Genomic DNA, 23,962 nt, shown 5'->3' with positions numbered 1-23,962 from the left:
ATGACGTCCCTGTCTGGTGGGTGGGTTGGGTCGTTGAGTCCTGTTGCGGGTGGGGCGAAGTCTTCCTGTCCCTAGGCTGGCGACGCCATCGATCCTACGATGGACCAAATCCAAGTCAAGAAGAACACCAAACCCATATTCCTTCGGCGTGGACAGGTGGACCGCAATGAGTGACCTGCTCGAACGGCTGCGAGGGCGCGGCTGGCGCATGACCTCCCAGCGGCGCGTCGTCGCGGAGGTCCTGAACGGCGACCACGTGCACCTCACCGCCGACGAGGTGCACGTCCGCGCGGCCCGGCTGCTCCCCGAGATCTCCCGGGCGACCGTCTACAACACCCTGGGCGAACTCGTCCTGCTCGGCGAGGTCATGGAGGTCTCCACCGACGGCCGCGCCAAGCGCTACGACCCCAACGCCCACCGGCCCCACCAGCACTTGGTGTGCTCGCGCTGCGGCACCATCCGCGACGTCCACCCGACCGGCGACCCGCTGGTGGACCTGCCTCCCGGGGAACGGTTCGGCTTCACCCTGTCCGGCGCCGACGTCACCTACCGCGGAGTGTGCCCCGCCTGCGCCTAGGGCCTGTCCGGCGGATCTTGTCTGGGACGCGGGGGGCTGCCACGCCCATCTGCGGCGTTGTCGTCGGTTGCCGACGCTCCGCGTCGCCGCCCTCCTCCGCCTTGCAGCTGGACGCACCAGCCCCCCGCTCACCAGCACCACAAGGCCACGGCACCCCGACGGCGACCAGATCCGCCGGACAGGCCCTAGCGGCCCATCCACCCGGATCCCGGTGAAATGAGGCGCAGCCGACACCCCCGCGGGCCGTGTCGAAGTTGGGCTGAACGGGTGAGCGGCGTCATCATGGCCGGATGCAGATACAGCACGTGGGCGAGGTGGTCCGGTGAGCAGGTACGACGTCACCGACGAACAGTGGGAGGGGCTCGCCCAGGTCGTTCCGCTGCGCGGTCGCAACGAATGGCCGTCCAGAGCCGACCACACCACCATCCCCGGCGACTACGCGGCCGTCGAACAGCGGCGCTTCGTCGTCCTGCGGGTCCAGATCTTCGCGGACGCCCGCGAAGTGGCCGAATACCTCATCGCCCAGATCCCGGTCCTGCTCGACCTGACCGGCGCCGACCCCGAAGTCGCCAAGCGCATCCTCGACTTCAGCACCGGCGTCGTCTTCGGCCTGGGCAGCGGCATGCACCGCGTCGACCGCAACGTCTTCCTGCTCGCCCCGGCCGGCACCGAAGTGGAAGGCATCGCCGCGGCGGCAGTACCGCACCCCTGAACCGCCCCACGACTCCCGCACGAATCCCCGCCCGACCCGCCCCCCCCCACCAACTCCCGTTCCACCGCTCCGCCCAGGACCGTCCCGCAGCGCTGTGCCGTCCCTCATTCGTAGGAAGGTCAACGAGGCGGAACGGTTCGTCAGTTTTGCGGCTGCGTACGGTCCCGGTCATGACCACCGCGACCACCAGCAGGGACCGAACCGGCCGCCCCGATCGCCCCACCGTCACCGAACTGAGGCTCTCCGCCTTCCGGACCCACCGCGGCGCCACCATCCCGCTCGGCCCCCTCACTCTGATCACCGGGCCCAGCGGCAGCGGCAAGACCAGCGTCCTGGAAGCCTTCGAAGCCCTCGCCGGACTCGGCGCGGGCGCCACCCTCGGATCCGTCTTCCGCGACCCCTCGGGCTGCGTACCCGAACGCGCGGGCGCCGACGCCCAGGGCCGCCGCGGCTTCCGCATCGGCTGCACCGTCGACGGCCCCGCCGGTCCCGTCCGCCTCGACCTCGCCGTCCAGGCCGAACCCGAACTCCGCGTCGTCGGCGAACGGTTGACGAGCGAAGGACAGACCCTCCTCAGCACCGCCCTGCGCGACCCGGGCCGCTCCACCGTCCAGGCGGCCTGGCACACCGCGGGCGCGGTCCCCGTCACCCGCGCCCCGCTGCCCGACGACCGGCTCGGCACCGCACTGCTGCCCCTGCGGGTGGCGGGCAAGACGGAAGGGCAGCTGCGCGTCCTGGCCGCCGCCGAACAAGTCGTCGTCGCCCTGCGCTCGGTGTTCCCCTGCGACCCCCAGCCCCACCGCATGCGCGAACCCGTCGTCCCCGGCCAGGACGGCGGAGGCCGGCTCCGGCGCGGCTGCGACAACCTCGCCGAGATCCTGCGGCGCACCCGCACCGAATGCGGCATCCGGCACGGCCGGCTCGTCAGCGCCGCCCGCGCCGGCTGCGTCGGCCCCGTCACGGGCCTCACCACCGAAGAACACGCCAACGGCACCTTACGAGCCGTCCTCGCCCGCGGCACCACCCTGCACGGCACCCCCGTCGACCGGCTCGGCGAGGGCGAACTGCGCTACCTCGCCCTCGCCCTCGTGCTGCTCACCGGGCCCGGCGTCCTGGCCGTGGACACCGTCGCCGAAGTGCCACCCGCGATGCAGACCCTCACCGTCGTCGCCGACGGACTCGACCGCGCCCTCGACCCCCGGCAGAGCCGCGAACTCATCGCGCTGGCCGCCGAGATGTGCGCCCGCGGCCACATCCGCCTCCTCGCCGCCGTCGGCGACGCGGGCAGCCGGGAAACCCACGGGGCCACGGTGGTAGACCTGGGGCCGTGAACCACCGACTCGACGTACCGGCCCTGCAAAACAGGCTCGCCGCCTTCGCCGCCGCCCGCCACTGGCAGCCGCACCACACCCCGAAGAACCTTGCCGCCGCCCTCAGCGTCGAGGCCTCGGAACTGCTCGAAATCTTCCAATGGCTGACCCCGGAGGAATCGGGCCGGGTGATGGCCGACCCCGAGACGGCCCACCGCGTCACCGACGAAGTCGCCGACGTCCTCGCCTATTTGCTCCAGTTCTGCGAAGGACTCGGCATCGACCCGCTGGCGGCCCTCGCCGCCAAGATCGACCGCAATGAACTGCGCTTCCCCGCACCGGAATCCCACAAGGCCCCGAACAACCCGTCTACGAACACGGAGAGTCACTCTTCCGAGTGACCGAGATACTCACAATCGGCTTGCTGTGCACAGATTTCCGATTTCCTCTGGCTTTCCGGCCCACTGACGCTCACGCTAGGTAGTGGACACCCACCTCGGGCCCGCCACACGAACGGGGACATCGGATGGACGCGGTACGGCTCCTGAAAACCAGCCAACACGCCCTGGCCCAAAGCCGGGCGGTTCTCGACATCGTGGCCGAGGCCTGGCAGGCACAAGCCCTCGCCCAGGCCATCGGCGGCCACCTCGCGGCCACCGGCCCCCCGGAACTGCGGGGCGAGGCCCGAGGCCTCAGTGAGGCGGGCGGCCGGGGCTGCGCCGTACTCGACCACCCGGGCCTGCGGCGCGACGGCATCCGCGCCGCCCAACTCTCCGAAGTGACCGACGCGGCAAGCGCGTTGACCTCCCTCGGCGCCCTGCTGGGCGACGTCGCCATGGCCTTGGTCTCCGTGGCCTGCGCCACGGACGAAGAGGGCCTGTACTGGCAGTGCATGGAGGCCATCGACGCCGCCGACGAATCGGGCGACCGGGTCCGCGGCATGCTGCGCCGGCTCACCTTACGAGAGCGCGACAGATCGGCCGAGATCCTGCGCGACTCGACCACCGGCCCGCCATGACCACCGGCCCGCCATGACCGACGGGGCCGGCCGGCCCCGGTGTGCTGTCACGGGCGCAGAACATAGTAGCCATGGAGATAGTAGCCATGTACTGTATTTCCCATGAGCAAGGTTGCACCGGGCCCCACGCCCGGCTTCATGGTGTGGCGGCTCGCCAACAAGTGGCGCGTCGCCGTCGATCGGGCACTGGCTCCGCTGGGGCTCACACATGCGCAGTACTCGCTGGTGGCGTCGCTGTACGGAATGCAGCGGGCCGGTGAGCGGCCCAGCCAGCGGCAACTCGCCGACCACACCGGCCTGGAGGCGCTGTACGTCTCGAAGCTGGCGCGCGCCCTGGAGTCGGCCGAGCTGATCGAGCGCACCCGCGATCCCCGCGATCCGCGCGCCGTACAGCTCGCCCTCACCAAGCAGGGGCAGACCGTCGCGCGGCAGGCCATCGACGTGGTGCAGGAACTGCACCAGCAGTTGCTGGAGCCGCTCGGCGGGCTCGACGCCCCACGGACGCGCGTCTTCACCGACGAGCTGACGGCCCTGCTCGACACACCTCTCACGCCATCTCTGCCGAACAACGAGAACACTCAGGGGGCACCATCATGACCACCACCGCATCCACCACCGCATCCACCACCGCACCCGTCGCGGACGCCCGCGCCCTGGGCCTGGCCCACTACGCCGCCCGCGGTCTCCTGGAGCACGTCCTGGGCCGGCACGGCCTCACGTTCCAGCAGCACGTCACCCTGCGCGCCGCCGTCACCGCCGACGCCCCGCGGACGCCGGACGAGCTCGTCGCCCAGGTCCGGTCCTCCCTCAAGGCGGACCCGGCCCACATCCGCACCACCCTCGACGAGCTGCTGGCCGACCGCCTGCTCGCCATGGACGGCGCCCACCTTCGTGCCACCGGGTCGGGGCGCGAGCTGATCGCGGCCGTCGGAGCGTCGACCGGCCCCGTCACCGCCCGCGTCTGGGGCGGGATACCCACCGAGGACCTGGCCGCCGCCGGCCGCGTCCTCGCCCTGATCACCGAGCGTGCGAACGCGGAGCTCGCGACGCTGGCCGACTGACCGAGCCGGCCCTAGTGCCGCTCGCGCGGCTCGGGCCGCGCCTGTCCCTGGGCCTTCTGCGGCTCGTCCGGGCCACCGACGGGCGCCGTGCGGTCGGCGGTGGACTGGAGATCCGCGTCGAGTTGCGTCAGATCGGCGTTCAGCGCCGCCATCAGCTCCTCCATCTGCTGCAACAGCCCCTTCGGCGCACCCTTCCGCTCGGCTGCGGACTGCGGCGGCGACTGCTGCGGCACAGTCTGTTCGGGTACGGCTTCCTGGGACATGGCGGCCTCCTCGGCCCGAGCCCTCCCGCACGGCGGGCGGGGCGCAGAGTCGGTCGGCGCCCCGGTCGAGGCCGCCGACACGCGGGCCGGGCGGTCCGGCTCCGCCCGAGCCAACGACCGTTCGACGCCAACGTCACTGGTCAGAGGGGTCGCGCCGAGGTAGTTCGAAGGATTTTCACCCGACCGGGCTTTCATGCGGCGGGCGGGGGAGACGGGGTTGACGGCCGCACCACGGTGCAGGATGGAGGCATGGATCTTCGCATCTTCACCGAGCCCCAGCAGGGCGCCGGATACGACACCCTCCTGACCGTCGCCAAGGCCACCGAAGACCTCGGCTTCGACGCCTTCTTCCGCTCCGACCACTACCTCCGCATGGGATCCGCCGACGGACTCCCCGGCCCGACCGACGCCTGGATCACCCTGGCGGGCCTCGCCCGCGAGACCAAGCGGATCCGGCTCGGCACGCTCATGACGGCCGGCACCTTCCGGCTGCCGGGCGTGCTCGCCATCCAGGTCGCCCAGGTCGACCAGATGTCGGGCGGCCGGGTCGAACTCGGCCTGGGAGCAGGCTGGTTCGAGGAGGAGCACAAGGCGTACGGCATCCCCTTCCCGAAGGAGAAGTTCGCCAGGCTGGAGGAGCAGCTGGCCATCGTCACCGGCCTGTGGGCCACGGAGGTCGGCCGCACCTTCGACTTCCACGGCACCTACTACCAGCTCAACGACTCGCCCGCGCTGCCCAAGCCCGCACAGGCCAAGGTGCCCGTCCTGATCGGGGGCCACGGGGCGACCCGTACGCCACGCCTCGCGGCCCAGTACGCCGACGAATTCAACATCCCGTTCGCCTCCATCGAGGACAGCGAACGGCAGTTCACCCGGGTGAAGGCGGCCGCCGAAGCCGCCGGGCGCCGGGCGGACGACCTCGTGTACTCCAACGCGCTGGTCGTCTGCGTGGGCAAGGACGACGCAGAGGTGGCCCGCCGGGCCGCTGCCATCGGAAGGGAGGTGGAAGAACTCAAGGCCAACGGACTCGCGGGATCGCCCGCCGAGGTCGTGGAGAAGATCGGCAAGTACGAGGCGACCGGCTCGTCCCGCATCTACCTCCAACTGCTCGACCTCGACGACCTCGACCACCTCGAACTGATCTCCTCGACGGTGCTGCCGCAACTGAACCGGGCGTGACCGTGCGCCCCGCCCGGACGCTCGCGGCGGCCCTCGCGCAGGGGCCGGTGGTCCTCGACGGCGGTCTGTCCAACCAACTGGAGTCCCAGGGCTGCGACTTGAGCGACGACCTGTGGTCGGCCCGGCTGCTCGCCGACGACCCCGGGCAGATCCAGGCGGCGCACACGGCCTACGCCCGTGCGGGCGCCCAGGTACTGACCACCGCCGGCTACCAGGCCACCTTCGAGGGCTTCGCCCGCCGAGGCCTGAGCCACCGGGAGACGGAGCGCCTCCTGACCAAGAGCGTGGAACTGGCGCGCGCAGCAGGGCAGTTGAGCGCGGCGCACGGCCCTTCCGGGGTGGAGCCGCACGGGCAGGGTGGGGGCGCGGGGGGAGGGGTGGGGTGGGGGAGGGGGGAGGGGGAGGCCCCCCGAAGCCCCGCCCCGCCCCCCGCCCCCTGGGTGGCCGCCTCCGTCGGCCCCTATGGCGCCTTTCTGGCCGACGGCAGTGAGTACCGGGGGCGCTATGGGCTGAGCGTGCGGGAGTTGGAGCGTTTTCACCGGCCGCGTGTGGAGGCGCTGGTGGCGGCCGGTCCTGATGTGCTGGCGTTGGAGACGGTGCCGGACGTCGATGAGGCGGAGGCTCTGCTGCGGGTGGTGGAGGGGTGCGGGGTGCCGGTGTGGCTCTCGTACACCATCGCGGGTGAGCACACGCGGGCCGGCCAGGATCTGGCGGCGGCGTTCGCGCTGGTGGCGGGGCAGGACCAGGTGATCGCGGTCGGGGTGAACTGTTGTGACCCCGTCGAGGCCGGCCGGGCGGTGCCGATCGCCACCTCGGTGACGGGTAAGCCGGTGGTGGTCTACCCGAACAGCGGTGAGCGCTGGGATGCCCTCGGGCGTCGCTGGGTGGGCGGGGCGACGTTCGAGGCGGCGCGGGTGGCGGAGTGGACGGCGGCGGGGGCGCGGCTCGTCGGCGGGTGTTGCCGGGTGGGTCCGGCCCTGATCGCCCAGGTGGCGGCCCGGGTGCGGCAGTGGCCGGGGTAGGTGTCAGACCGGTTGGTGGGCCGGGGTGGGCCGCCGCCTCGGTGGGCCGGGCGGCGGGGAGCGTGTTCTCCGGGTGAGCGGGGCCGGTGCGGGACAGGATGGGGACATGGGATTCCATGTCGATTCCGAGACCGGGCGGCTGCGCCGCGTCATATTGCATCGGCCAGATCTGGAGCTGAAGCGCCTCACACCCAGCAACAAGGACGCGCTGCTCTTCGACGACGTGCTGTGGGTGCGTCGGGCCAGACAGGAGCACGACGGGTTCGCGGATGTGCTGCGCGACCGGGGAGTGGAGGTGCATCTCTTCGGGGATCTGCTGCGCGAGTCGTTGGAGATCCCCGAGGCGCGGGCCCTCGTGCTGGACCGGGTCTTCGACGAGAAGGAGTACGGGCCGCTGGCGACGGGCCATCTGCGGGCGGCCTTCGAGGAGTTGCCGGCGGCCGATCTGGCGGAGGCGCTGGTCGGCGGGATGACCAAGCGGGAGTTCCTGGAGGGGCATCCCGAGCCGACGTCGGTGCGTTTCCACGCGATGGATCTGGACGACTTCCTGCTCGGCCCGCTGCCGAACCATCTGTTCACGCGTGACACGTCCGCCTGGATCTATGACGGGGTTTCGATCAACGCGATGCGCTGGCCGGCCCGGCAGCGCGAGACCGTGCACTTCGAGGCGATCTACCGTCATCATCCGCTGTTCCAGGGGGAGCAGGCGGGCCCGTTCAACATCTGGTCGCGCGGGCAGAGCGACTATCCCTCCACCATCGAGGGCGGTGACGTCCTGGTGATCGGCAATGGCGCGGTGCTGATCGGGATGAGCGAGCGGACCACTCCGCAGGCGGTGGAGATGCTGGCCCGTGGGCTGTTCGCGGCGGGTTCGGCGCGGACCATCGTGGCGCTGGACATGCCGAAGCGGCGGGCGTTCATGCATCTCGACACGGTGATGACGATGGTCGATGGAGAAACCTTCACCCAGTACGCGGGTCTGGGCATGCTGCGCTCGTACACGATCGAGCCGGGCGCGGGTGAGCAGGAGCTCAAGGTCACCGATCATCCGCCCGAGCACATGCACCGCGCGATCGCGGCGGCCCTGAGCCTGGACCGGATCCGGGTGCTGACCGCCACCCAGGACGTGCACTCCGCCGAGCGCGAGCAGTGGGACGACGGCTGCAACGTGCTCGCGGTGGAGCCGGGGGTGGTGGTGGCGTACGAGCGCAATGTCACGACCAATACGCATCTGCGCAAGGAGGGCATCGAGGTGATCGAGATCCGGGGCAATGAGCTGGGGCGGGGCAGGGGCGGCCCGCGCTGCATGAGCTGTCCGATCGAGCGCGATGCCGTATAGTGATGCGCTCTTACGTATAGAATTCCAGTACTGACTGGACGTCGTCGTCGCCGTCGTCCCCTATCCGCCCCAGGAGCGCCACCATGGCGATAGATCTCGCAGGCCGCCACTTCCTCAAGGAGCTGGACTTCACGGCCGAGGAGTTCCTCGGGCTCGTCACCCTTGCCGCCGAGCTCAAGGCCGCGAAGAAGGCGGGCACCGAGGTGCAGCGGCTGCGCGGCCGCAATGTCGCGCTGATCTTCGAGAAGCCCTCGACGAGGACCCGCTGCTCCTTCGAGGTGGCCGCGGCGGACCAGGGGGCGTCGACGACGTACATCGACCCGGCCGGATCGCACATCGGCAAGAAGGAGTCGGCGCGTGACTCGGCGCGGGTCCTTGGCCGGATGTTCGACGCGATCGAGTTCCGGGGCGATGCGCAGGAGACCGCCGAGGCCCTCGCCGTTCACTCCGGGGTGCCGGTCTACAACGGTCTGACCGACGACTGGCACCCCACCCAGATGCTCGCCGACGTCCTCACCGTCACCGAGCACACCGACAAGCCGCTGGGCGAGGTCGTCTTCGCCTATCTGGGGGACGCCCGCTTCAACATGGGCAATTCCTATCTGGTCACCGGCGCCCTGCTCGGCATGGACGTCCGGATCGTGGCGCCCCGGGCGTACTGGCCGGCCGGGGACGTCGTCGCGCAGGCGCGCGAGGCGGCCGCGGTGAGCGGTGCTCGCGTCACCCTGACCGAGTCCGTCGAGGAAGGCGTGGCCGGCGCGGACTTCGTCGCCACCGACGTCTGGGTCTCCATGGGCGAGCCCCAGGAGATCTGGGCCGAGCGGATCAAGGCGCTCGCCCCGTACGCGGTGACCATGGACGTGTTGCGGGCCACCGGCAACGCCGGCGTCAAGTTCCTGCACTGCCTGCCCGCCTTCCACGACCTCGGCACCCAGGTCGGCCGCGACATCCACGAGCGGTACGGCCTGAGCGAACTCGAAGTGAGCGACGAGGTCTTCGAGTCGGCGCACTCGGTCGTCTTCGACGAGGCGGAGAACCGGCTGCACACCATCAAGGCGGTCATGGTCGCCACCCTGGGCTGACCCCGAAGGCCACGGCACGGGAAAGGCGCCGCGGCCCGGGCGCGACGGACGCGGCCCGTCAGCCGCTACGGCTCGGCAGGGTGAACCAGACCGCCTTGCCGTGCGCGGTGGGGCGGTGGCCGCACGCCGAGCTCAGGGTGCGGATGAGGAGCAGGCCGCGGCCGTGCTCCTGCCAGGGGTCGAGGTGGGCGACCGCTCCCGGGGCCGAGAGATCGCCCGGCGGCAGCGGCGAGTCGTCGTGCACCTCGACCTGGCAGCCCGAGGAGAACAGCTCCACGACCAGCTCGATCGGGGTGTCGCCCGGCGTGTGCTCGACCGCGTTGGCGACGAGCTCCGCGGTGAGCAGTTCGGCGGTGTCGCTGTCGGCGGGCGCGTCGATGTCCGCGAGCGCGGTACGCACCAGGGCGCGGGCGATGGGCACGGCGGCCGGGGTGTGGGGGAGCGAGATGCGCCACGCGGACGGCGCGGCGTCACGTTCGGGTCCGGGGGGATCGGGCAAGGCAACAGATCCGTTCGGGGTGCGGGGAGTGCCGGAACGCGCGGGTCGTGGGGCGGCCCTGTTCTTCACGGGTGGGGTCTGCACGGGTGGGGCGGCCTCTTCCCCCACGGTACGGAGCCGGTGCGCGGGCGCGTAGAGGCCCCCGGCGGGTGGCCCTCGGGCCGTGGGGCTCCGGCGCTCGGGACCTTGGCCTCTGGTCGGCCCCGCGGGGCGCTTATCGCGTACTCGTGACGACAGTCACGTACGAGTGATACCTTCGTCGGGCAGGCAGCAGAAGCAGGGGCGGCGCCTGCCGTCCCGCCGAGGGAGGCCGCCCGGATGAGCCCCTTTCCCAGCTCCGCACCGCCCACCGAGGACTGGCGCCATCTGCGGTTGTCGGTCGACGACGGGGTCGCGACCGTCACCCTGGCCCGGCCGGAGAAGCTCAACGCCCTCACCTTCGGCGCCTACGCCGACCTGCGCGACCTGCTCGCCCAACTGTCCCGGGAACGCTCGGTGCGCGCCCTGGTGCTGGCCGGCCAGGGGCGCGGCTTCTGTTCGGGCGGCGACGTCGACGAGATCATCGGCGCCACCCTGTCGATGGACACCGCCGAACTCCTCGACTTCAACCGGATGACCGGCCAGGTGGTGCGCGCCATCCGCGAATGCCCCTTCCCGGTGATCGCCGCCCTGCACGGGGTCGCCGCGGGCGCGGGCGCGGTGCTCGCCCTCGCCGCCGACTTCCGGATCGCCGACCCCACGGCACGGTTCGCCTTCCTCTTCACCAAGGTGGGCCTGTCCGGGGGCGACATGGGCGCCGCCTATCTGCTGCCCCGCGTCGTCGGCCTCGGCCACGCCACGCGTCTGCTCATGCTCGGCGAACCCGTACGCGCCGCCGAGGCCGAACGGATCGGCCTGCTCAGCGAGTTGACGGCGGAAGGCGCGGCGGACGCCCGCGCCGCGGAACTCGCCCGGCACCTCGCGGACGGCCCCGCCCTCGCCCACGCGCAGACCAAGGCGCTGCTCACCGCGGAGCTCGACATGCCGCTCGCCGCCTCCGTGGAACTGGACGCGGCGACCCAGGCCCTGCTGATGAACGGCGAGGACTACGCCGAGTTCCACGCGGCCTTCACCGAGAAGCGCCCCCCGAAGTGGCAGGGACGGTAGCGATGCCGGCCCCGGACGCCGGGCGCGCCCCGCTGCGGATCGCCGTCATCGGGGGCGGCCCCGGCGGGCTGTACGCCGCGGCCCTGCTCAAGCGGCTCGACCCGGCCCGCTCCATTACCCTGTGGGAGCGCAACGCGCCCGATGACACCTTCGGCTTCGGAGTGGTGCTCTCCGACGAGACGCTCGGCGGGATCGAGCACGCCGACCCCGCCGTCTACCAGGCGCTGCGCGCCGAGTTCGTCCGCTGGGACGACATCGACATCGTGCACCGGGGGCGCACCCTCACCTCCGGCGGACACGGCTTCGCCGCCCTCGGCCGACGCAGGCTCCTCGAGCTCCTGCACGAGCGGTGCCGATCGCTCGGCATCGAGCTCTGCTTTCGCGCCGAGGCCCCGCCCGCCGCCGAACTCAGCGCCGCCTACGACCTGGTGGTCGCCGCGGACGGGGTGCACAGCCCCACCCGCCAGGCGCACGCCGCCCACTTCGCGCCGCACATCACCTCGCACCGCTGCCGCTACATCTGGCTCGCCGCCGACTTCGCCTTCGACGCCTTCCGCTTCGAGATCGCCGAGACCGACCACGGGGTGATGCAGCTGCACGGCTACCCCTACGCGGCCGACTCCTCCACGGTCATCGTCGAAATGCGGGAGGAGGTGTGGTCGGCCGCCGGATTCGACGCGCTCGACGAGCAGGCCTCCGCCGACCAGTGCGCCAAGATCTTCACGGACGCCCTCGGCGGACGGCCCCTGCGCGGCAACAACTCCTCCTGGACCGCCTTCCGCACGGTCGTCAACGAGCGCTGGTCGTACGGCAATACGGTGCTGATCGGGGACGCGGCCCACACCGCCCACTTCTCCATCGGCTCCGGCACCAAGCTCGCCGTCGAGGACGCCCTGGCCCTGGCCGCCTGCATCGAGGAGCACCCCGACCTGCCCACCGCCCTCGGCGCGTACGAGGACGAACGCCGGCCCGTCGTCGCCTCCACCCAGCGCGCCGCCGCCGCGAGCCTGCGCTGGTTCGAGGAGCTGGAGCACCATCTCGACCAGCCCGTGCGGCAGTTCGCCTTCAACCTCCTCACCCGCAGCCGTCGGGTCACCCACGACAACCTCCGGCTGCGCGACCCCGCCTTCACCTCCGCCGTCGAGCGGGAATTCGGCTGCCCGCCCGGCACCCCGCCCATGTTCACCCCCTTGCGCCTGCGCGGCCTCGAACTGAGGAACCGCGTGGTGGTCTCGCCCATGGACATGTACTCCGCCGTCGACGGCGTCCCCGGCGACTTCCACCTCGTCCACCTCGGCGCCCGCGCGCTGGGCGGCGCGGGTCTGGTGATGACCGAGATGGTGTGCGTCAGCCCCGAAGGCCGGATCACCCCGGGCTGCGCCGGCCTGTACACCTCCGAACAGGCCACGGCCTGGCGGCGGATCGCGGACTTCGTCCACCAACAGGCGCCCGGCACCGCCTTCGGCGTCCAGCTCGGCCACTCCGGGCGCAAGGGCTCGACCAAGCTGATGTGGGACGGCATGGACCAGCCGCTGGACACCGGCAACTGGCCCGTTGCCGCCGCCTCCCCGCTCCCGTACCGGCCGGGTGTCAACCAGGTCCCGCACGCCCTTGACCGCGCGGGGCTCACCGCCATCCGCGAGCAGTTCGCCGCCGCGGCCCGCCGGGCCGCCGACTGCGGTTTCGACCTCCTCGAACTGCACTGCGCCCACGGCTATCTGCTCTCCGGATTCCTCTCCCCCCTCACCAATCAACGTGCCGACGGCTACGGCGGTTCCCTCACCGCCCGTCTGCGCTACCCCCTCGAAGTCTTCGACGCGGTACGCGAAATCTGGCCGGCCGAGCGGCCCATGACGGTCCGCGTCTCCGCCACCGACTGGGCCGAGGGCGGCACCAGTGCCGAGGACGCCGTCGAGATCGCGCGGGCCTTCGCCGCGCACGGCGCCGACGCCATCGACGTCTCCACCGGCCAGGTCGTCGCCGACGAACGCCCCGAGTTCGGCCGCTCCTACCAGACCCCGTACGCCGACCGGATCCGCAACGCCCTCGGCGTTCCCGTCGTCGCGGTGGGCGCCATCTCGTCCTGGGACGACGTCAACTCGCTGCTCCTCGCGGGCCGCGCCGACCTGTGCGCGCTGGGCCGGCCCCACCTGTACGACCCGCACTGGACGCTGCACGCCGCGGCCGAGCAGGGCTACAGCGGTCCCGGGGCGAGCTGGCCGCTGCCCTACCGCGCGGGCAGCCGCACACCGCCGACGGGCCGCACGGACGCCCCGAGGCCCCGCCTGCGGCTGAGCTGACGGCGCCACAAGGCGGCGTGACGGAAAACCGTCACGTCGTCGTCGTACGAGGCGGCCGCGAGGACGTGCCGGGCAGCGCACCCCGTACGAACGCGGCGCCCGCGTCGCGCAGCAGCCCGTGCAGCCGGCCGAACACCTCGGCGGAGCGGCCGCCGGGCCAGTCCTGGGGGAGGAGCTCGGCGGGCAGACCGGGGTCGGCGTACGGCAGCCGGCGCCAGGAGTCGAGAGCGAGGAGGTAGTCCCGGTAGGCGGCCTCGGCATCCCCCTCGGCGCCCGCCTCGGCGTCCCCCTCGGCCTCCGTGGACGCGGCGGACGACCGCGACTCCCAGGCCCGCAGCACCGGTTCGTGCCGGTCGAGGAAGTCCTCGTGCTGCTTGGCGATGGCGGGCAGGTCCCACCAGCGGGCGACGGCCTCGGCGGTGGGGGCGAACCCGAGGTGCTCACCCCTGAACAGCTCGACGTACGGCGCGAGTTGGAGGCGCTCCAGAGTGTGCCGCGCCTCGTCGTGGAGCCGGGCCGGGGCGAGCCACACTCCGGGCGCCGCCGTGCCGAAGCCGAGCCCCGCAAGGCGCGAGCGCAGCACATGGCGCTTGCTGCGCTCCGACTCCGGGACGGAGAACACCGCGAGCACCCAGCCGTCCTGGGGCCGGGGAGCGGGATGGGCGTAGATGCGCCGGTCGCCGTCGTCCAGCAGCTGGCGGGCGTCGGCCGACAGGGCGTAGCCCGCCGCGCCCGCCGCGGTGGGCCGTGCCTCCAGCAGCCCGCGCCGTTTGAGCCGGGACACCGACGAGCGCACGGAGGGCGCGTCGACGCCGACCGCCGCGAGCAGCCGGATCAGTTCGGCCACCGCCAGGGAGCCGGAGGTCTCACGCCCATAGGCGCCGTACAGGGTGACGATCAGGGATCGGGGGGTGTGCAACTCGGCCACGCGATCACTCTAGTTCCCGCAGCCGGAAGCGCTGGAGCTTGCCGGTGGGGGTGCGCGGCAGGGCGTCGAGGAAGACGATCTCGCGCGGGCACTTGTACGGAACGAGCCGCGCCTTCACGAAGTCGCGCAGCAGCGCCGCCGTCCCCTCCTCGCGCGCCACCCCCGGTCTCAGTACGCAGTAGGCGACGACGACATGGCCGCGCCGTTCGTCGGGCCGGCCCACCACCGCGGCCTCCGTGACGTCGGGGTGGCGCAGCAGCGCGTCCTCGACCTCGGGGCCCGCGATGTTGAACCCCGCCGAGATGATCATGTCGTCGGCGCGGGCCACGTACCGGAACCAGCCGTCGCTCTCCCGCACATAGGTGTCACCGGTGAGGTTCCAGCCGTCGCGTACGTAGGCGCGTTGGCGTTCGTCGGCGAGATAGCGGCAGCCGACCGGGCCGCGCACGGCGAGCAGCCCGGGCTCGCCGTCCGGGACGGGCCGTCCCTCGCCGTCGACGACGCGTGCCTGCCAGCCGGGGACGGGCCGGCCGGTGGTGCCGGGCCGGATGTCGTCGTCGGCGGCCGCGATGAAGATGTGCAGGAGTTCGGTGGCGCCGATCCCGTTGATGATGGGCAGGCCGGTGCGCTCGCGCCAGGCCCGCCAGGTCGCCGCCGGGAGGTTCTCGCCGGCCGACACACAGCGCCGCAGGGCGCTCAGATCGTGGCCGTCGAGCTCGTCCAGCATGGTCCGGTAGGCGGTCGGCGCGGTGAACAGGACCGTCGCGCGGTGCTCGGCGAGTGCGGGCAACAACTGGCGCGGGCCCGCCTGTTCGAGCAACAGGGAGGCGGCGCCGGCCCGCAGCGGGAAGATGACGAGACCGCCGAGCCCGAAGGTGAAGCCGAGCGGGGGACTGCCCGCGAAGAGGTCCTCGGGCGTCGGCTTGAGGATCTGCTCGGCGAAGGTGTCCGCGATGGCGAGGACATCGCGATGGAAGTGCATGCACCCCTTGGGGCGGCCCGTGGTGCCGGAGGTGAACGCGATCAGGGCGACGTCGTCCGCGGAGGTGGCCACGGCCGGGTACCGCCCGGCGGGCGCCCCTTCGATCCGGTTCAGGAGGTCGCCGGGCCCGTCCCCGCCGTACGCGGTGATGCGCAGACCCGGCGCCTGGGCCCGTTCCAGGTCGTCCAGGACCCGGGCGTCGCACAGGGCGTGGCTGATGCGCGCGATGGAACACATGACGGCCAGTTCATGGGCGCGCTGCTGGGCCAGAACGGTGACGGCGACCGCGCCCGCCTTCATCACGGCCAGCCAGCAGGCGGCCAGCCACGGTGTGGTCGGGCCGCGCAGCAGTACGCGGTTGCCGGGCACGACCCCGAGCTCACCGGTCAGGACATGGGCGATCCTGTCGACCCGGTCGCGTAGCTCCCGGTAGGTCCAGATCTCGCCCTCGCCGGTGCGGAACGCGGGGCGGTCCGCACCGAAGCGGTCAATGGTGGCGTCCAGGAGTTCGGCCCCGCAGTTGAGCCGGTCCGGGTAGTGCGGCCCCGGCGGTCCGAGCACCAGGTGCGGCCACTGGTCGGTGGGCGGCAGGTGGTCGCGGGGAAAGGTGTCGGCGTGCGCTGAGGTCTTCAGCTCCATACGGGATCGCCCCCTTGTCGCCTCTGGAGCGTATCGTTTGAATGACGACAGTCAACAGTTCGCGATAGGGCGGTCCCCGCCGTCGTCCGAGCCGAGTGGAGAGGGGTGGGCCATGCCCGGATTCGCGCTGGAGCCCGACCAGCGGGAGTGGTGCGCCGACCTGCGGACGCTCGCCGGGGAGCGGCTGCGTCCCCTCGCGGAGCAGGGTGCGCCCGGAAGGGTCAACCGGCCACTCGTCGAGGCGCTCGGGGCGCACGGGCTGCTCGCCCGGCTCTTCGACTCCGGGGCGCTCGATCTGTGCCTGATGCGTGAGTCACTGGCGTACGCGTGCACCGAGGCGGAGACCGCGCTCGCCCTCCAGGGCCTGGGCGCCCACCCGGTCGCCGCCTACGGGACACCGGCCCAGCGCGAGCGCTGGCTGCCCGAAGTGACGGCGGGCCGCGCGATCGCCGCCTTCGCTCTGAGCGAGCCGGACGCGGGATCGGACGCGGCGGCCCTCGGCCTCAAGGCCGCCCGGGATCAAGGGGGTTGGCGGCTCACGGGTGAGAAGTGCTGGATCTCCAACGCGCCCGAGGCCGACTTCTACACCGTCTTCGCCCGGACGACACCGGACGCGGGCGCCCGGGGGGTGACCGCCTTCCTGGTCCCCGCCGACCGGCCGGGACTGAGCGGCGCCGCACTCGATCTGCTCTCGCCGCACGCCATCGGCAGCCTCGACTTCGACGGCGTGCCCGTCGGCGCGGACGACGTCCTGGGCGAGCCCGACCGCGGCTTCGGCGTGGCGATGAACACGCTCAACCTGTTCCGGCCGAGCGTCGGCGCGTTCGCGGTGGGCATGGCGCAGGCGGCCCTCGACGCGACCCTCGCCCACACGGCGACCCGCACCGCCTTCGGCGGCCCCCTCAAGGACCTCCAGGCCGTCGCCCACCAGGTCGCCGACATGGCCACCCGCACCGAGGCCGCGCGCCTCCTGGTGTACGCGGCGGCAGCGGCACACGACCGGGGCGATGCGGGCATCGCACGGGGCTCCGCCATGGCGAAGCTGTTCGCCACCGAGACCGCGCAGTACGTCGTCGACACCGCCGTCCAGCTGCACGGCGCCCGCGCGCTGCAACGCGGCCACCTCCTCGAACACCTCTACCGTGACGTCCGCGCGCCCCGCATCTACGAAGGTGCGAGCGAAGTGCAGCGCACGATCATCGCGAAGGAGCTGTACCGGTGAGCCTCGACCGAGTGAACCCCGCCGAGCTGTCCCCGGCGCGCGGCTTCAGCCACGCCGTCGTCGCCACCGGCTCGCGCCTGGTGTTCCTCGCCGGGCAGACCGCGCTCGACCCCGACGGCACGGTGGTCGGCGCCACCCTGCCCGAGCAGTTCCGCACCGCGCTGACCAACCTCCTCGCGGCGCTGGCCGCGGCGGGGGGCGGCCCCGGTGATCTCGCCCGGGTCACCGTGTACGCGACGGACGTCGCCGACTACCGCGCCCGCGCCGCTGAACTGGGCGCCATCTGGCGGGAGTTGGCCGGGCGCGACTATCCGGCGATGGCCGTGATCGGCGCGGTCCGCCTCTGGGACAGCGAGGCCCTGGTCGAACTGGACGGCTTCGCGGTCCTGGACTGAGCGCGGCCCCTCGGCCCGTCCGGACGAGCAGCGGGGCCCCGCGCCCTCAGGCGAGCGGCGGGGCCCCGCCTCCTCAGGCGAGCAGCGCGGCCCCGCCCCCTCAGGCGAGCAGCTCGCCCATCCACTCCTCCACCCCGGCCACCGACCTGGGCAGCGCGCCCGACATCAGCCGGGCCCCGGTCTCCGTGATCACCAGGTCGTCCTCGATGCGGACGCCTATGCCGCGCAGTTCGGGAGGCAGGGTCTCGTCGTCCGGCTGGAGGTAGAGACCCGGCTCGACCGTGAGGACCTGGCCGGCCTCCAGCACGCCGTCCAGATAGGTCTCGCCGCGCGCCTTCGCGCAGTCGTGGACGTCGAGGCCGAGCATGTGCCCGCTGCCGCACAGGGTGTAGCGCCGGTGCAGTTCACCCGACGCGCTCTTGAGGACGCCCCACTCGGCGAGACCCTCCGCGATCACCGCCATCGCGGCCCGGTGGAAGTCGCGGAAGGCCGCGCCCGGCCGCAGCGCGGCGATGCCCGCGTCCTGCGCGGCCAGGACCAGCTCGTACACCTGGCGCTGCACGGGGGAGAAGCGCCCGGACAGCGGGAGCGTGCGGGTGATGTCGGCGGTGTACAGGGTGTCCGTCTCGACGCCCGCGTCCAGGAGCAGCAAGTTCTCGGGGTCGAGCCGGCCGTCGTTGCGGATCCAGTGCAGTACGCAGGCGTGCGCCCCCGAAGCGGCGATCGTCTCGTATCCGGTGCCGTTGCCCTCGGCGCGGGCCCGTGTCCCGAAGACGCCTTCGAGCAGGCGCTCGCCCCGGGCGTGGGCAAGGGCGCGGGGCAGGGCGCGGACGACGTCCTCGAAACCGGCGACCGTGTGGTCGACGGCCAACTGGAGCTGGGCCACCTCCCAGACGTCCTTGACCAGCCTCAACTCGCTGAGCACAGAGGCGAGTTCGTGGTCGTCGGCGGCGTTGCGGCCGGGCGGCAGTGGGGTCAGGCCGTCCACATGGGCGCAGCGCAAACCGGTCAGGCGCTCGGTCTCGGCGAGGTCGGGACGCCGGCCCACCCAGAACTCGCCGTACCGGCGGTCCCGGTAGAACTCGTCGTCGCCGCCGGCCCGTGGCGAGCGGGGCCGTACGTACAGCACCGCCTCGTGGCCCGAGCCGGACGGTTCGAGGACCAGTACGTGGCCGGGCTGGTCCTCGCCGGTGAGGCCGGTCAGCCAGGCGTAGGCGCTGTGCGGCCGGAAGCGGTGGTCGCAGTCGTTGGAGCGGATGCGCAACTCGCCCGCGGGCACGATCAGGCGCTCGCCCGGAAAACGGGCGGAGAGCCGCGCCCGCCGGTGCGGGGTGACCTCGAAGCCGGGCACCCGGGTGTCGCCGGGCAGCGGGGTGGGGGCCCAGTCGCCGCTCATGAAGGCGGCGAGTTCGGGGCCGATGGGAAGGTCGTGGCTGCCGGTGTTGGGGCGTGCGGGGCGCTCGGCCATCGGGTCTCCCGGGGTGGGGATGGATGAGGGGTGGGCGCGCCGGGGCCGCGCGGTGGGCGGCGTGCCGTGAGCGCCAGTACAATTTCACATTACTCTGTCACGGGTCACATCTCACAGCCCTCATCGAGCGGGTAGGGGAGCCCAAGTGGCGCCCCCGGAGCGGCGATCGAGGGGATGGGCGTCGGGACTCTTGTGGGCGACGCCTCCGGCTCAGTAAAATGTCACACACCACACTAGGGAGTTCGACCATGACATCCTCAGCACCCCGGCGCCTGCGGCCCTGGCACGGAATCCTCGTCGCGACCGCGCTGCCCCTGCGCTCCGACCTTTCCGTCGACTTCACCTCCTACGCCCAGCACGTGCGCTGGCTGATCGACAGCGGCAGCGACGGTGTCGTGCCCAACGGCTCGCTCGGCGAGTACCAGACCCTGTCCGACGAGGAGCGCGCCCGCGTCGTGACCACCGCCGTCGAGGCGGCGGGCGACGGCGAGCGCGTGATGGTGGGCGTCGCCGCGTACGGCAGCACCGAGTCCCGCCGCTGGGCCGAGCAGGCCGCCGACGCGGGCGCGGGCTCCGTCCTGCTGCTCCCCCCGAACGCCTACCGCGCCGACGAGCGTTCGGTACGGGCCCACTACGCGGAGGTCGCCAAGGCGGGCCTGCCCGTCGTCGCCTACAACAACCCCTACGACACCAAGGTCGACCTCACGCCCGCGCTGCTGGCCCAGCTGTACGCCGACGGCAGCATCGTGGCGGTCAAGGAGTTCAGCGGCGATGTGCGCCGGGCCTACGAGATCGCCGAACTCGCCCCGGAACTGGACCTGTTGGCGGGCGCGGACGACGTGCTGCTGGAGTTGGCACTGGCGGGCGCGGTCGGCTGGATCGCCGGCTATCCCAACGCGCTGCCCGCCGCCTGCGCCCAGCTCTACCACGCGGCCGTCGAGGGCGACCTCACCACCGCCCTCCCCCTGTACCGCGCGCTGCACCCGCTGCTGCGCTGGGACTCCAAGACCGAGTTCATCCAGGCCATCAAGGTCTCCATGGACCTGGCGGGCCGCCCCGGCGGGCCCGTGCGGCCACCTCGCCAGCCGCTCACCGCCGACCAGGAGGCGGTGGTGCGCGCCGCCACCGAGAAGGCGCTCGCCGAAGGCCACAAGTAGCCCTGGAGAAAGGCGAACCCATGCGGACCCGACACGTCTACCACGCGGTCGACTCGCACACCGAGGGCATGCCGACCCGCGTCATCACCGGCGGCCTCGGTGTCATTCCCGGCGCCACCATGGCCGAGCGGCGGCTGTACTTCCTGGAACACCTCGACCACATCCGTACGCTCCTGATGTACGAGCCGCGCGGCCACGCCGCGATGAGCGGGGCGATCCTCCAGCCCCCCACCCGGCCGGACGCCGACTACGGCGTCCTCTACATCGAGGTGTCCGGGCTGCTGCCGATGTGCGGACACGGCACGATCGGGGTCGCCACGGTGCTGGTGGAGACCGGCATGGTCCCGGTCACCGAGCCCGTCACCACCGTCCGCCTCGACACCCCGGCCGGACTGGTGAGCGTGGACGTACGGGTCGAGGACGGCGAGGCCCGCTCGGTGACCCTGACCAACGTCCCGGCGTTCTGCCTCGGCCTCGACCGCAAGGTGACCGTGCCCGGCCTCGGCACGGTCACCTACGACCTGGCGTACGGAGGCAACTTCTACGCCTTCGTCGAACTCGACGCGCTGGGCCTGCCGTTCGCCCGCGACCACAAGGACGAACTGCTCGGGGCGGGGCTCGCCATCATGGACGCCATCAACGCCTGCGAGCCGCCCGCGCACCCCGAGAACCCGGAGATCACCGGGGTCAAGCACGTCTACCTCGCGGCGCCCGGCTCCGACGCCACGCGCTCGCGCCACGCCATGGCGATCCACCCGGGCTGGTTCGACCGCTCCCCGTGCGGCACCGGCACCTCCGCGCGCATGGCCCAGCTGCACGCCCGCGGCGACCTCCCGCTCCACCGCGACTTCGTCAACGAGTCGTTCATCGGTACGGAGTTCACCGGCCGGCTCATCCGCGAGACCACGGTCGGCCCGCTCCCCGCGGTCGTGCCCACGGTCACCGGGCGGGCCTGGATCACCGGCACCGCCCAGTACTTCCTGAACCCCTCGGACCCCTTCCCGGAAGGCTTCCTGCTGTGATCCACCTGGGCGCCGACGATCTCGCGGCGCTGCTGACCCCGGCCGCGGCGGTCGAGGCGCTGGCCGGGGCCCTGCGGGCGGGCCTCGACCCTGAACAGTGCCCGCGACGCTCCAACATCCCCGTACCGGCAGGGGAGTTGCTCGTCATGCCGGCCGCCTCCGCGACATATGCCGGAGTGAAGGTGGCGGGTGTCGCGCCCGCCAACCCGGCCCGCGGGCTGCCCCGCATCACCGGCGGCTACCTTCTTTTGGACGGCCCGACGCTGCTCCCGCTCGCGATGCTCGACGCGGCCGCGCTGACCACGCTGCGCACCGCGGCCGTCTCGGCCCTCGCGATCGACGCGCTCGCCGAACCGGACACGTCCCGCCTGGTCCTGTTCGGAGCCGGCCCCCAGGCGTACGCCCACCTCGAATCGGCCCTCGACACAAGGGAGTTGACCCACGCCACGGTGGTGTCACGCAGCGCGGCCCGGGCCGAGCGGCTGGTGACCTACGCCCGCGAACTCGGCCTCGAAGCCCGCACCGGAAGCCCCGCCGATGTGTCCTTCGCCGACCTCGTCATCTGCTGCACCACCGCCCACGAGCCCCTCTTCGAGGGCCGCCGGGTCCCCGCCCACGCCACGGTCGTCGCGGTCGGCTCGCACCAGCCGACCGTGCGCGAAACGGACTCGGAACTCGTGCGCCGCTCCTCGCTGTGGGTGGAGGCCCGCACGGCCGCCCTGCGCGAGGCCGGTGACCTCCTGATCCCCCTGGCCGACGGCGTGATCACCGAGTCGGACATCACCGGCACCCTCGCCGCGCTGGTGGGCGAGGGCGCGCGCCCACCGGCCGACCGGCCCAGGCTCTTCAAGAGCGTGGGCATGGCGTGGCAGGACCTGGTCGTGGCGGGAGCGGCGCACGCGGCTCTCGCCGGCGCCCGGAGCGCCCGCCCGGACCTGTCGGTTCCGGGCGGGACGGGCCGGGCGCGGCGGCAGTCCTAGATGTCCCGGAAGATCTCGATCTGCGCGCCCACCGAGTTGAGCCGCTCGGCGAGATCCTCGTAACCGCGGTTGATGACATACACATTGCGCAGCACCGAGGTGCCTTCCGCCGCCATCATGGCGAGCAGGACCACCACGGCGGGGCGCAGGGCCGGGGGACACATCATCTCGGCGGCGCGCCAGCGGGTGGGGCCCTCGACCAGGACGCGGTGCGGGTCGAGGAGTTGGAGGCGCCCGCCGAGCCGGTTGAGGTCGGTGAGGTAGATCGCGCGGTTGTCGTACACCCAGTCGTGGATGAGCGTCTTGCCCTGCGCCGCCGCCGCGATCGCCGCGAAGAACGGCACGTTGTCGATGTTCAGGCCGGGGAACGGCATCGGGTGGATCTTGTCGATGGGCGCCTCCAGCTTGGAGGGGCGCACCGTGAGGTCGATCAGCCGGGTGCGGCCGTTGTCGGCCGGGTACTCGGCGGTGCGGTCGTGGTCCAGGCCCATCTCCTCCAGGACCGCGAGCTCGATCTCCAGGAACTCCACCGGGACCCGGCGGATCGTCAGCTCGGACTCGGTGACGACGGCCGCGGCCAGCAGGCTCATCGCCTCGACCGGGTCCTCGGAAGGGGAGTAGTCGACGTCGACGTCGATGTCGGCGATGCCGTGCACGGTCAGGGTGGTGGTGCCGATCCCCTCGACCCGGACGCCCAGCGCCTCCAGGAAGAAGCACAGGTCCTGGACCATGTAGTTGGAGGAGGCGTTGCGGATGACGGTGACGCCGTCGTTGCGGGCGGCGGCCAGCAGCGCGTTCTCGGTCACGGTGTCGCCGCGCTCGGTCAGCACGATCGGGCGGTCGGGCGCGGTGCGCGCCACCTCCGCGTGGTAGATCCCCTCGGTGGCCGTGATGTCCAGGCCGAACCGGCGCAGCGCGATCATGTGCGGCTCGATGGTGCGGGTGCCGAGGTCGCAGCCGCCGGCGTAGGGGAGCCGGAAGCGGTCCATGCGGTGCAGCAGCGGGCCGAGGAACATGATGATGGAGCGGGTGCGGCGGGCGGCCGTCGCGTCCATCGCGTCGAGGTCGAGCTCGGCCGGCGGCACGATCTCCAGGTCGGTGCCCTCGTTGATCCAACGGGTGCGTACACCAATGGAGTTGAGGACCTCCAGGAGCCGGTAGACCTCTTCGATGCGGGCCACCCGGCGCAGCACGGTGCGGCCCTTGTTGAGCAGCGAGCCGCAGAGCAGCGCGACACAGGCGTTCTTGCTCGTCTTGACGTCGATGGAGCCCGAGAGCCGGCGGCCGCCCACGACCCGCAGATGCATGGGGCCCGCGTAGCCGAGCGAGACGATTTCGCTGTCGAGCGCTTCCCCGATGCGCGCGATCATCTCAAGGCTGATGTTCTGGTTCCCGCGCTCGATGCGGTTCACGGCGCTCTGGCTGGTGCCCAGAGCCTCGGCCAACTGCGTCTGTGTCCAGCCCCGGTGCTGCCGGGCGTCACGGATGAGCTTGCCGATGCGTACGAGGTAGTCGTCTGCCATAGGGGCAGGTTATCTCAGATATGAGATGACGCTCGCGCCCAAGGGGGCCAACGGGGTGATGAACCGTCAATTCCGATCGTGCGACTTCCGTACGGGGGCCGCAAACGGAACGACTCCATCCGAGTCGCGCACCCTCCG

Annotated in this window: 24 protein-coding genes; 18 read left to right on the top strand and 6 right to left on the bottom strand. The window is 72.2% G+C overall.

Features of this window, described 5'->3' with window-relative positions; genetic code table 11:
* Positions 1-166: 166 nt before the first annotated feature.
* The 7 genes from DWB77_RS09400 to DWB77_RS09370 all read left to right on the top strand — a co-directional run bounded on the left by DWB77_RS09400 (position 167) and on the right by DWB77_RS09370 (position 4,678).
* Complete coding sequence (locus DWB77_RS09400) at positions 167-577, top strand: Fur family transcriptional regulator (RefSeq protein WP_120720813.1); 411 nt, start codon at positions 167-169, stop codon at positions 575-577.
* A 322-nt stretch (positions 578-899) separates the two neighbouring features.
* A complete protein-coding gene (locus DWB77_RS09395; RefSeq protein ID WP_120720812.1) occupies positions 900-1,289 on the top strand; it encodes a cell division protein SepF in 390 nt (129 codons plus the stop codon).
* A gap of 170 nt (positions 1,290-1,459) precedes the next feature.
* On the top strand, positions 1,460-2,620 hold the full coding sequence (locus tag DWB77_RS09390) for an AAA family ATPase (protein ID WP_120727580.1): 1,161 nt from the start codon (positions 1,460-1,462) through the stop codon (positions 2,618-2,620).
* On the top strand, positions 2,617-3,000 hold the full coding sequence (locus DWB77_RS09385) for a nucleotide pyrophosphohydrolase (RefSeq protein ID WP_120720811.1): 384 nt from the start codon (positions 2,617-2,619) through the stop codon (positions 2,998-3,000). Before DWB77_RS09390 ends, DWB77_RS09385 begins: the two co-directional genes overlap by 4 nt.
* 125 nt (positions 3,001-3,125) lie before the next feature.
* Entirely contained in the window at positions 3,126-3,617 is a 492-nt protein-coding gene (locus DWB77_RS09380) for a DUF6099 family protein (RefSeq protein ID WP_120720810.1), read from the top strand.
* Between the two features lie 102 nt (positions 3,618-3,719).
* Positions 3,720-4,214 (top strand): MarR family winged helix-turn-helix transcriptional regulator, encoded by a 495-nt coding sequence (locus DWB77_RS09375; RefSeq protein ID WP_120720809.1) that lies wholly within the window; start codon positions 3,720-3,722, stop codon positions 4,212-4,214.
* The gene (locus DWB77_RS09370; RefSeq protein WP_120720808.1) at positions 4,211-4,678 is read left to right on the top strand and encodes a MarR family transcriptional regulator; all 468 of its coding nucleotides are present in this window, start codon (positions 4,211-4,213) and stop codon (positions 4,676-4,678) included. The genes DWB77_RS09375 and DWB77_RS09370 overlap by 4 nt, the downstream gene beginning before the upstream one ends.
* A gap of 11 nt (positions 4,679-4,689) precedes the next feature.
* On the opposite strand, the gene DWB77_RS09365 is transcribed toward DWB77_RS09370, so the two are convergent.
* Complete coding sequence (locus DWB77_RS09365; protein WP_120720807.1) at positions 4,690-4,941, bottom strand: hypothetical protein; 252 nt, start codon at positions 4,939-4,941, stop codon at positions 4,690-4,692.
* 249 nt (positions 4,942-5,190) lie between these two features.
* Between DWB77_RS09365 and DWB77_RS09360 the strand changes: the two genes are divergently transcribed.
* The 4 genes from DWB77_RS09360 to argF all read left to right on the top strand — a co-directional run bounded on the left by DWB77_RS09360 (position 5,191) and on the right by argF (position 9,563).
* Positions 5,191-6,120 carry an LLM class F420-dependent oxidoreductase gene (locus DWB77_RS09360; RefSeq protein WP_120720806.1) on the top strand — a complete coding sequence of 310 codons (930 nt, stop codon included), beginning with the start codon at positions 5,191-5,193 and terminating at the stop codon, positions 6,118-6,120.
* A 2-nt stretch (positions 6,121-6,122) separates the two neighbouring features.
* Positions 6,123-7,142, top strand: a complete 1,020-nt coding sequence (gene mmuM, locus DWB77_RS09355) for a homocysteine S-methyltransferase (protein ID WP_120727578.1) — start codon at positions 6,123-6,125, stop codon at positions 7,140-7,142.
* A gap of 106 nt (positions 7,143-7,248) precedes the next feature.
* Entirely contained in the window at positions 7,249-8,481 is a 1,233-nt protein-coding gene (locus DWB77_RS09350; protein WP_162952483.1) for an arginine deiminase, read from the top strand.
* Between the two features lie 83 nt (positions 8,482-8,564).
* Complete coding sequence (argF, locus tag DWB77_RS09345) at positions 8,565-9,563, top strand: ornithine carbamoyltransferase (RefSeq protein WP_120720804.1); 999 nt, start codon at positions 8,565-8,567, stop codon at positions 9,561-9,563.
* A gap of 58 nt (positions 9,564-9,621) precedes the next feature.
* Here the strand turns inward: argF and DWB77_RS09340 are convergent, their stop codons facing one another.
* Complete coding sequence (locus DWB77_RS09340) at positions 9,622-10,062, bottom strand: ATP-binding protein (RefSeq protein ID WP_120720803.1); 441 nt, start codon at positions 10,060-10,062, stop codon at positions 9,622-9,624.
* Positions 10,063-10,380: 318 nt separating this feature from the next.
* Between DWB77_RS09340 and DWB77_RS09335 the strand changes: the two genes are divergently transcribed.
* Together DWB77_RS09335 and DWB77_RS09330 are read left to right on the top strand one after the other, a co-directional pair.
* Positions 10,381-11,208 (top strand): enoyl-CoA hydratase family protein, encoded by an 828-nt coding sequence (locus tag DWB77_RS09335; protein ID WP_120720802.1) that lies wholly within the window; start codon positions 10,381-10,383, stop codon positions 11,206-11,208.
* A 2-nt stretch (positions 11,209-11,210) separates the two neighbouring features.
* Positions 11,211-13,508, top strand: coding sequence for a bifunctional salicylyl-CoA 5-hydroxylase/oxidoreductase (locus tag DWB77_RS09330; protein ID WP_162952746.1), 2,298 nt, complete (start codon positions 11,211-11,213; stop codon positions 13,506-13,508).
* 31 nt (positions 13,509-13,539) lie between these two features.
* Here DWB77_RS09330 and DWB77_RS09325 read toward each other — a convergent pair whose 3' ends face one another.
* Positions 13,540-14,436 (bottom strand): PaaX family transcriptional regulator, encoded by an 897-nt coding sequence (locus DWB77_RS09325; protein ID WP_120720800.1) that lies wholly within the window; start codon positions 14,434-14,436, stop codon positions 13,540-13,542.
* 4 nt (positions 14,437-14,440) lie between these two features.
* Positions 14,441-16,057, bottom strand: a complete 1,617-nt coding sequence (locus DWB77_RS09320; protein WP_120720799.1) for an AMP-binding protein — start codon at positions 16,055-16,057, stop codon at positions 14,441-14,443.
* 112 nt (positions 16,058-16,169) lie between these two features.
* Between DWB77_RS09320 and DWB77_RS09315 the strand changes: the two genes are divergently transcribed.
* Positions 16,170-17,279, top strand: coding sequence for an acyl-CoA dehydrogenase family protein (locus tag DWB77_RS09315; protein WP_120720798.1), 1,110 nt, complete (start codon positions 16,170-16,172; stop codon positions 17,277-17,279).
* Positions 17,276-17,674: a RidA family protein gene (locus DWB77_RS09310; RefSeq protein ID WP_120720797.1), complete on the top strand. Its 399-nt coding sequence runs from the start codon at positions 17,276-17,278 to the stop codon at positions 17,672-17,674. The genes DWB77_RS09315 and DWB77_RS09310 overlap by 4 nt, the downstream gene beginning before the upstream one ends.
* A gap of 100 nt (positions 17,675-17,774) precedes the next feature.
* Here DWB77_RS09310 and DWB77_RS09305 read toward each other — a convergent pair whose 3' ends face one another.
* Positions 17,775-19,142: an aminopeptidase P family protein gene (locus tag DWB77_RS09305; protein WP_120720796.1), complete on the bottom strand. Its 1,368-nt coding sequence runs from the start codon at positions 19,140-19,142 to the stop codon at positions 17,775-17,777.
* A gap of 248 nt (positions 19,143-19,390) precedes the next feature.
* Between DWB77_RS09305 and DWB77_RS09300 the strand changes: the two genes are divergently transcribed.
* The 3 genes from DWB77_RS09300 to DWB77_RS09290 are packed head-to-tail and all read left to right on the top strand — an operon-like array spanning position 19,391 to position 22,301.
* On the top strand, positions 19,391-20,299 hold the full coding sequence (locus DWB77_RS09300; protein ID WP_120720795.1) for a dihydrodipicolinate synthase family protein: 909 nt from the start codon (positions 19,391-19,393) through the stop codon (positions 20,297-20,299).
* Between the two features lie 20 nt (positions 20,300-20,319).
* Positions 20,320-21,321 (top strand): proline racemase family protein, encoded by a 1,002-nt coding sequence (locus tag DWB77_RS09295; RefSeq protein WP_120720794.1) that lies wholly within the window; start codon positions 20,320-20,322, stop codon positions 21,319-21,321.
* Positions 21,318-22,301 carry an ornithine cyclodeaminase family protein gene (locus tag DWB77_RS09290; RefSeq protein WP_342777938.1) on the top strand — a complete coding sequence of 328 codons (984 nt, stop codon included), beginning with the start codon at positions 21,318-21,320 and terminating at the stop codon, positions 22,299-22,301. The genes DWB77_RS09295 and DWB77_RS09290 overlap by 4 nt, the downstream gene beginning before the upstream one ends.
* On the opposite strand, the gene DWB77_RS09285 is transcribed toward DWB77_RS09290, so the two are convergent.
* The gene (locus DWB77_RS09285; RefSeq protein ID WP_120720793.1) at positions 22,298-23,824 is read right to left on the bottom strand and encodes a helix-turn-helix domain-containing protein; all 1,527 of its coding nucleotides are present in this window, start codon (positions 23,822-23,824) and stop codon (positions 22,298-22,300) included. The two genes, DWB77_RS09290 and DWB77_RS09285, sit on opposite strands and share 4 nt — an antisense overlap.
* Positions 23,825-23,962: the final 138 nt, after the last annotated feature.

The organism is Streptomyces hundungensis (assembly GCF_003627815.1).
Taxonomy (GTDB): Bacteria; Actinomycetota; Actinomycetes; order Streptomycetales; family Streptomycetaceae; genus Streptomyces; species Streptomyces hundungensis_A.
This window is presented reverse-complemented; position numbering and strand designations above follow the sequence as displayed.

Bases quoted from the DNA above. Each gene is read 5' to 3' on its own strand.
- DWB77_RS09400 (WP_120720813.1), top strand. From the start codon at position 167: ATGAGTGACCTGCTCGAACGGCTGCGAGGGCGCGGCTGGCGCATGACC.
- DWB77_RS09390 (WP_120727580.1), top strand. From the start codon at position 1,460: ATGACCACCGCGACCACCAGCAGGGACCGAACCGGCCGCCCCGATCGC.
- DWB77_RS09380 (WP_120720810.1), top strand. From the start codon at position 3,126: ATGGACGCGGTACGGCTCCTGAAAACCAGCCAACACGCCCTGGCCCAA.
- DWB77_RS09375 (WP_120720809.1), top strand. From the start codon at position 3,720: ATGAGCAAGGTTGCACCGGGCCCCACGCCCGGCTTCATGGTGTGGCGG.
- DWB77_RS09370 (WP_120720808.1), top strand. From the start codon at position 4,211: ATGACCACCACCGCATCCACCACCGCATCCACCACCGCACCCGTCGCG.
- DWB77_RS09365 (WP_120720807.1), bottom strand. From the start codon at position 4,941: ATGTCCCAGGAAGCCGTACCCGAACAGACTGTGCCGCAGCAGTCGCCG.
- DWB77_RS09360 (WP_120720806.1), top strand. From the start codon at position 5,191: ATGGATCTTCGCATCTTCACCGAGCCCCAGCAGGGCGCCGGATACGAC.
- DWB77_RS09350 (WP_162952483.1), top strand. From the start codon at position 7,249: ATGGGATTCCATGTCGATTCCGAGACCGGGCGGCTGCGCCGCGTCATA.
- argF (WP_120720804.1), top strand. From the start codon at position 8,565: ATGGCGATAGATCTCGCAGGCCGCCACTTCCTCAAGGAGCTGGACTTC.
- DWB77_RS09335 (WP_120720802.1), top strand. From the start codon at position 10,381: ATGAGCCCCTTTCCCAGCTCCGCACCGCCCACCGAGGACTGGCGCCAT.
- DWB77_RS09330 (WP_162952746.1), top strand. From the start codon at position 11,211: ATGCCGGCCCCGGACGCCGGGCGCGCCCCGCTGCGGATCGCCGTCATC.
- DWB77_RS09320 (WP_120720799.1), bottom strand. From the start codon at position 16,057: ATGGAGCTGAAGACCTCAGCGCACGCCGACACCTTTCCCCGCGACCAC.
- DWB77_RS09315 (WP_120720798.1), top strand. From the start codon at position 16,170: ATGCCCGGATTCGCGCTGGAGCCCGACCAGCGGGAGTGGTGCGCCGAC.
- DWB77_RS09305 (WP_120720796.1), bottom strand. From the start codon at position 19,142: ATGGCCGAGCGCCCCGCACGCCCCAACACCGGCAGCCACGACCTTCCC.
- DWB77_RS09300 (WP_120720795.1), top strand. From the start codon at position 19,391: ATGACATCCTCAGCACCCCGGCGCCTGCGGCCCTGGCACGGAATCCTC.
- DWB77_RS09295 (WP_120720794.1), top strand. From the start codon at position 20,320: ATGCGGACCCGACACGTCTACCACGCGGTCGACTCGCACACCGAGGGC.
- DWB77_RS09285 (WP_120720793.1), bottom strand. From the start codon at position 23,824: ATGGCAGACGACTACCTCGTACGCATCGGCAAGCTCATCCGTGACGCC.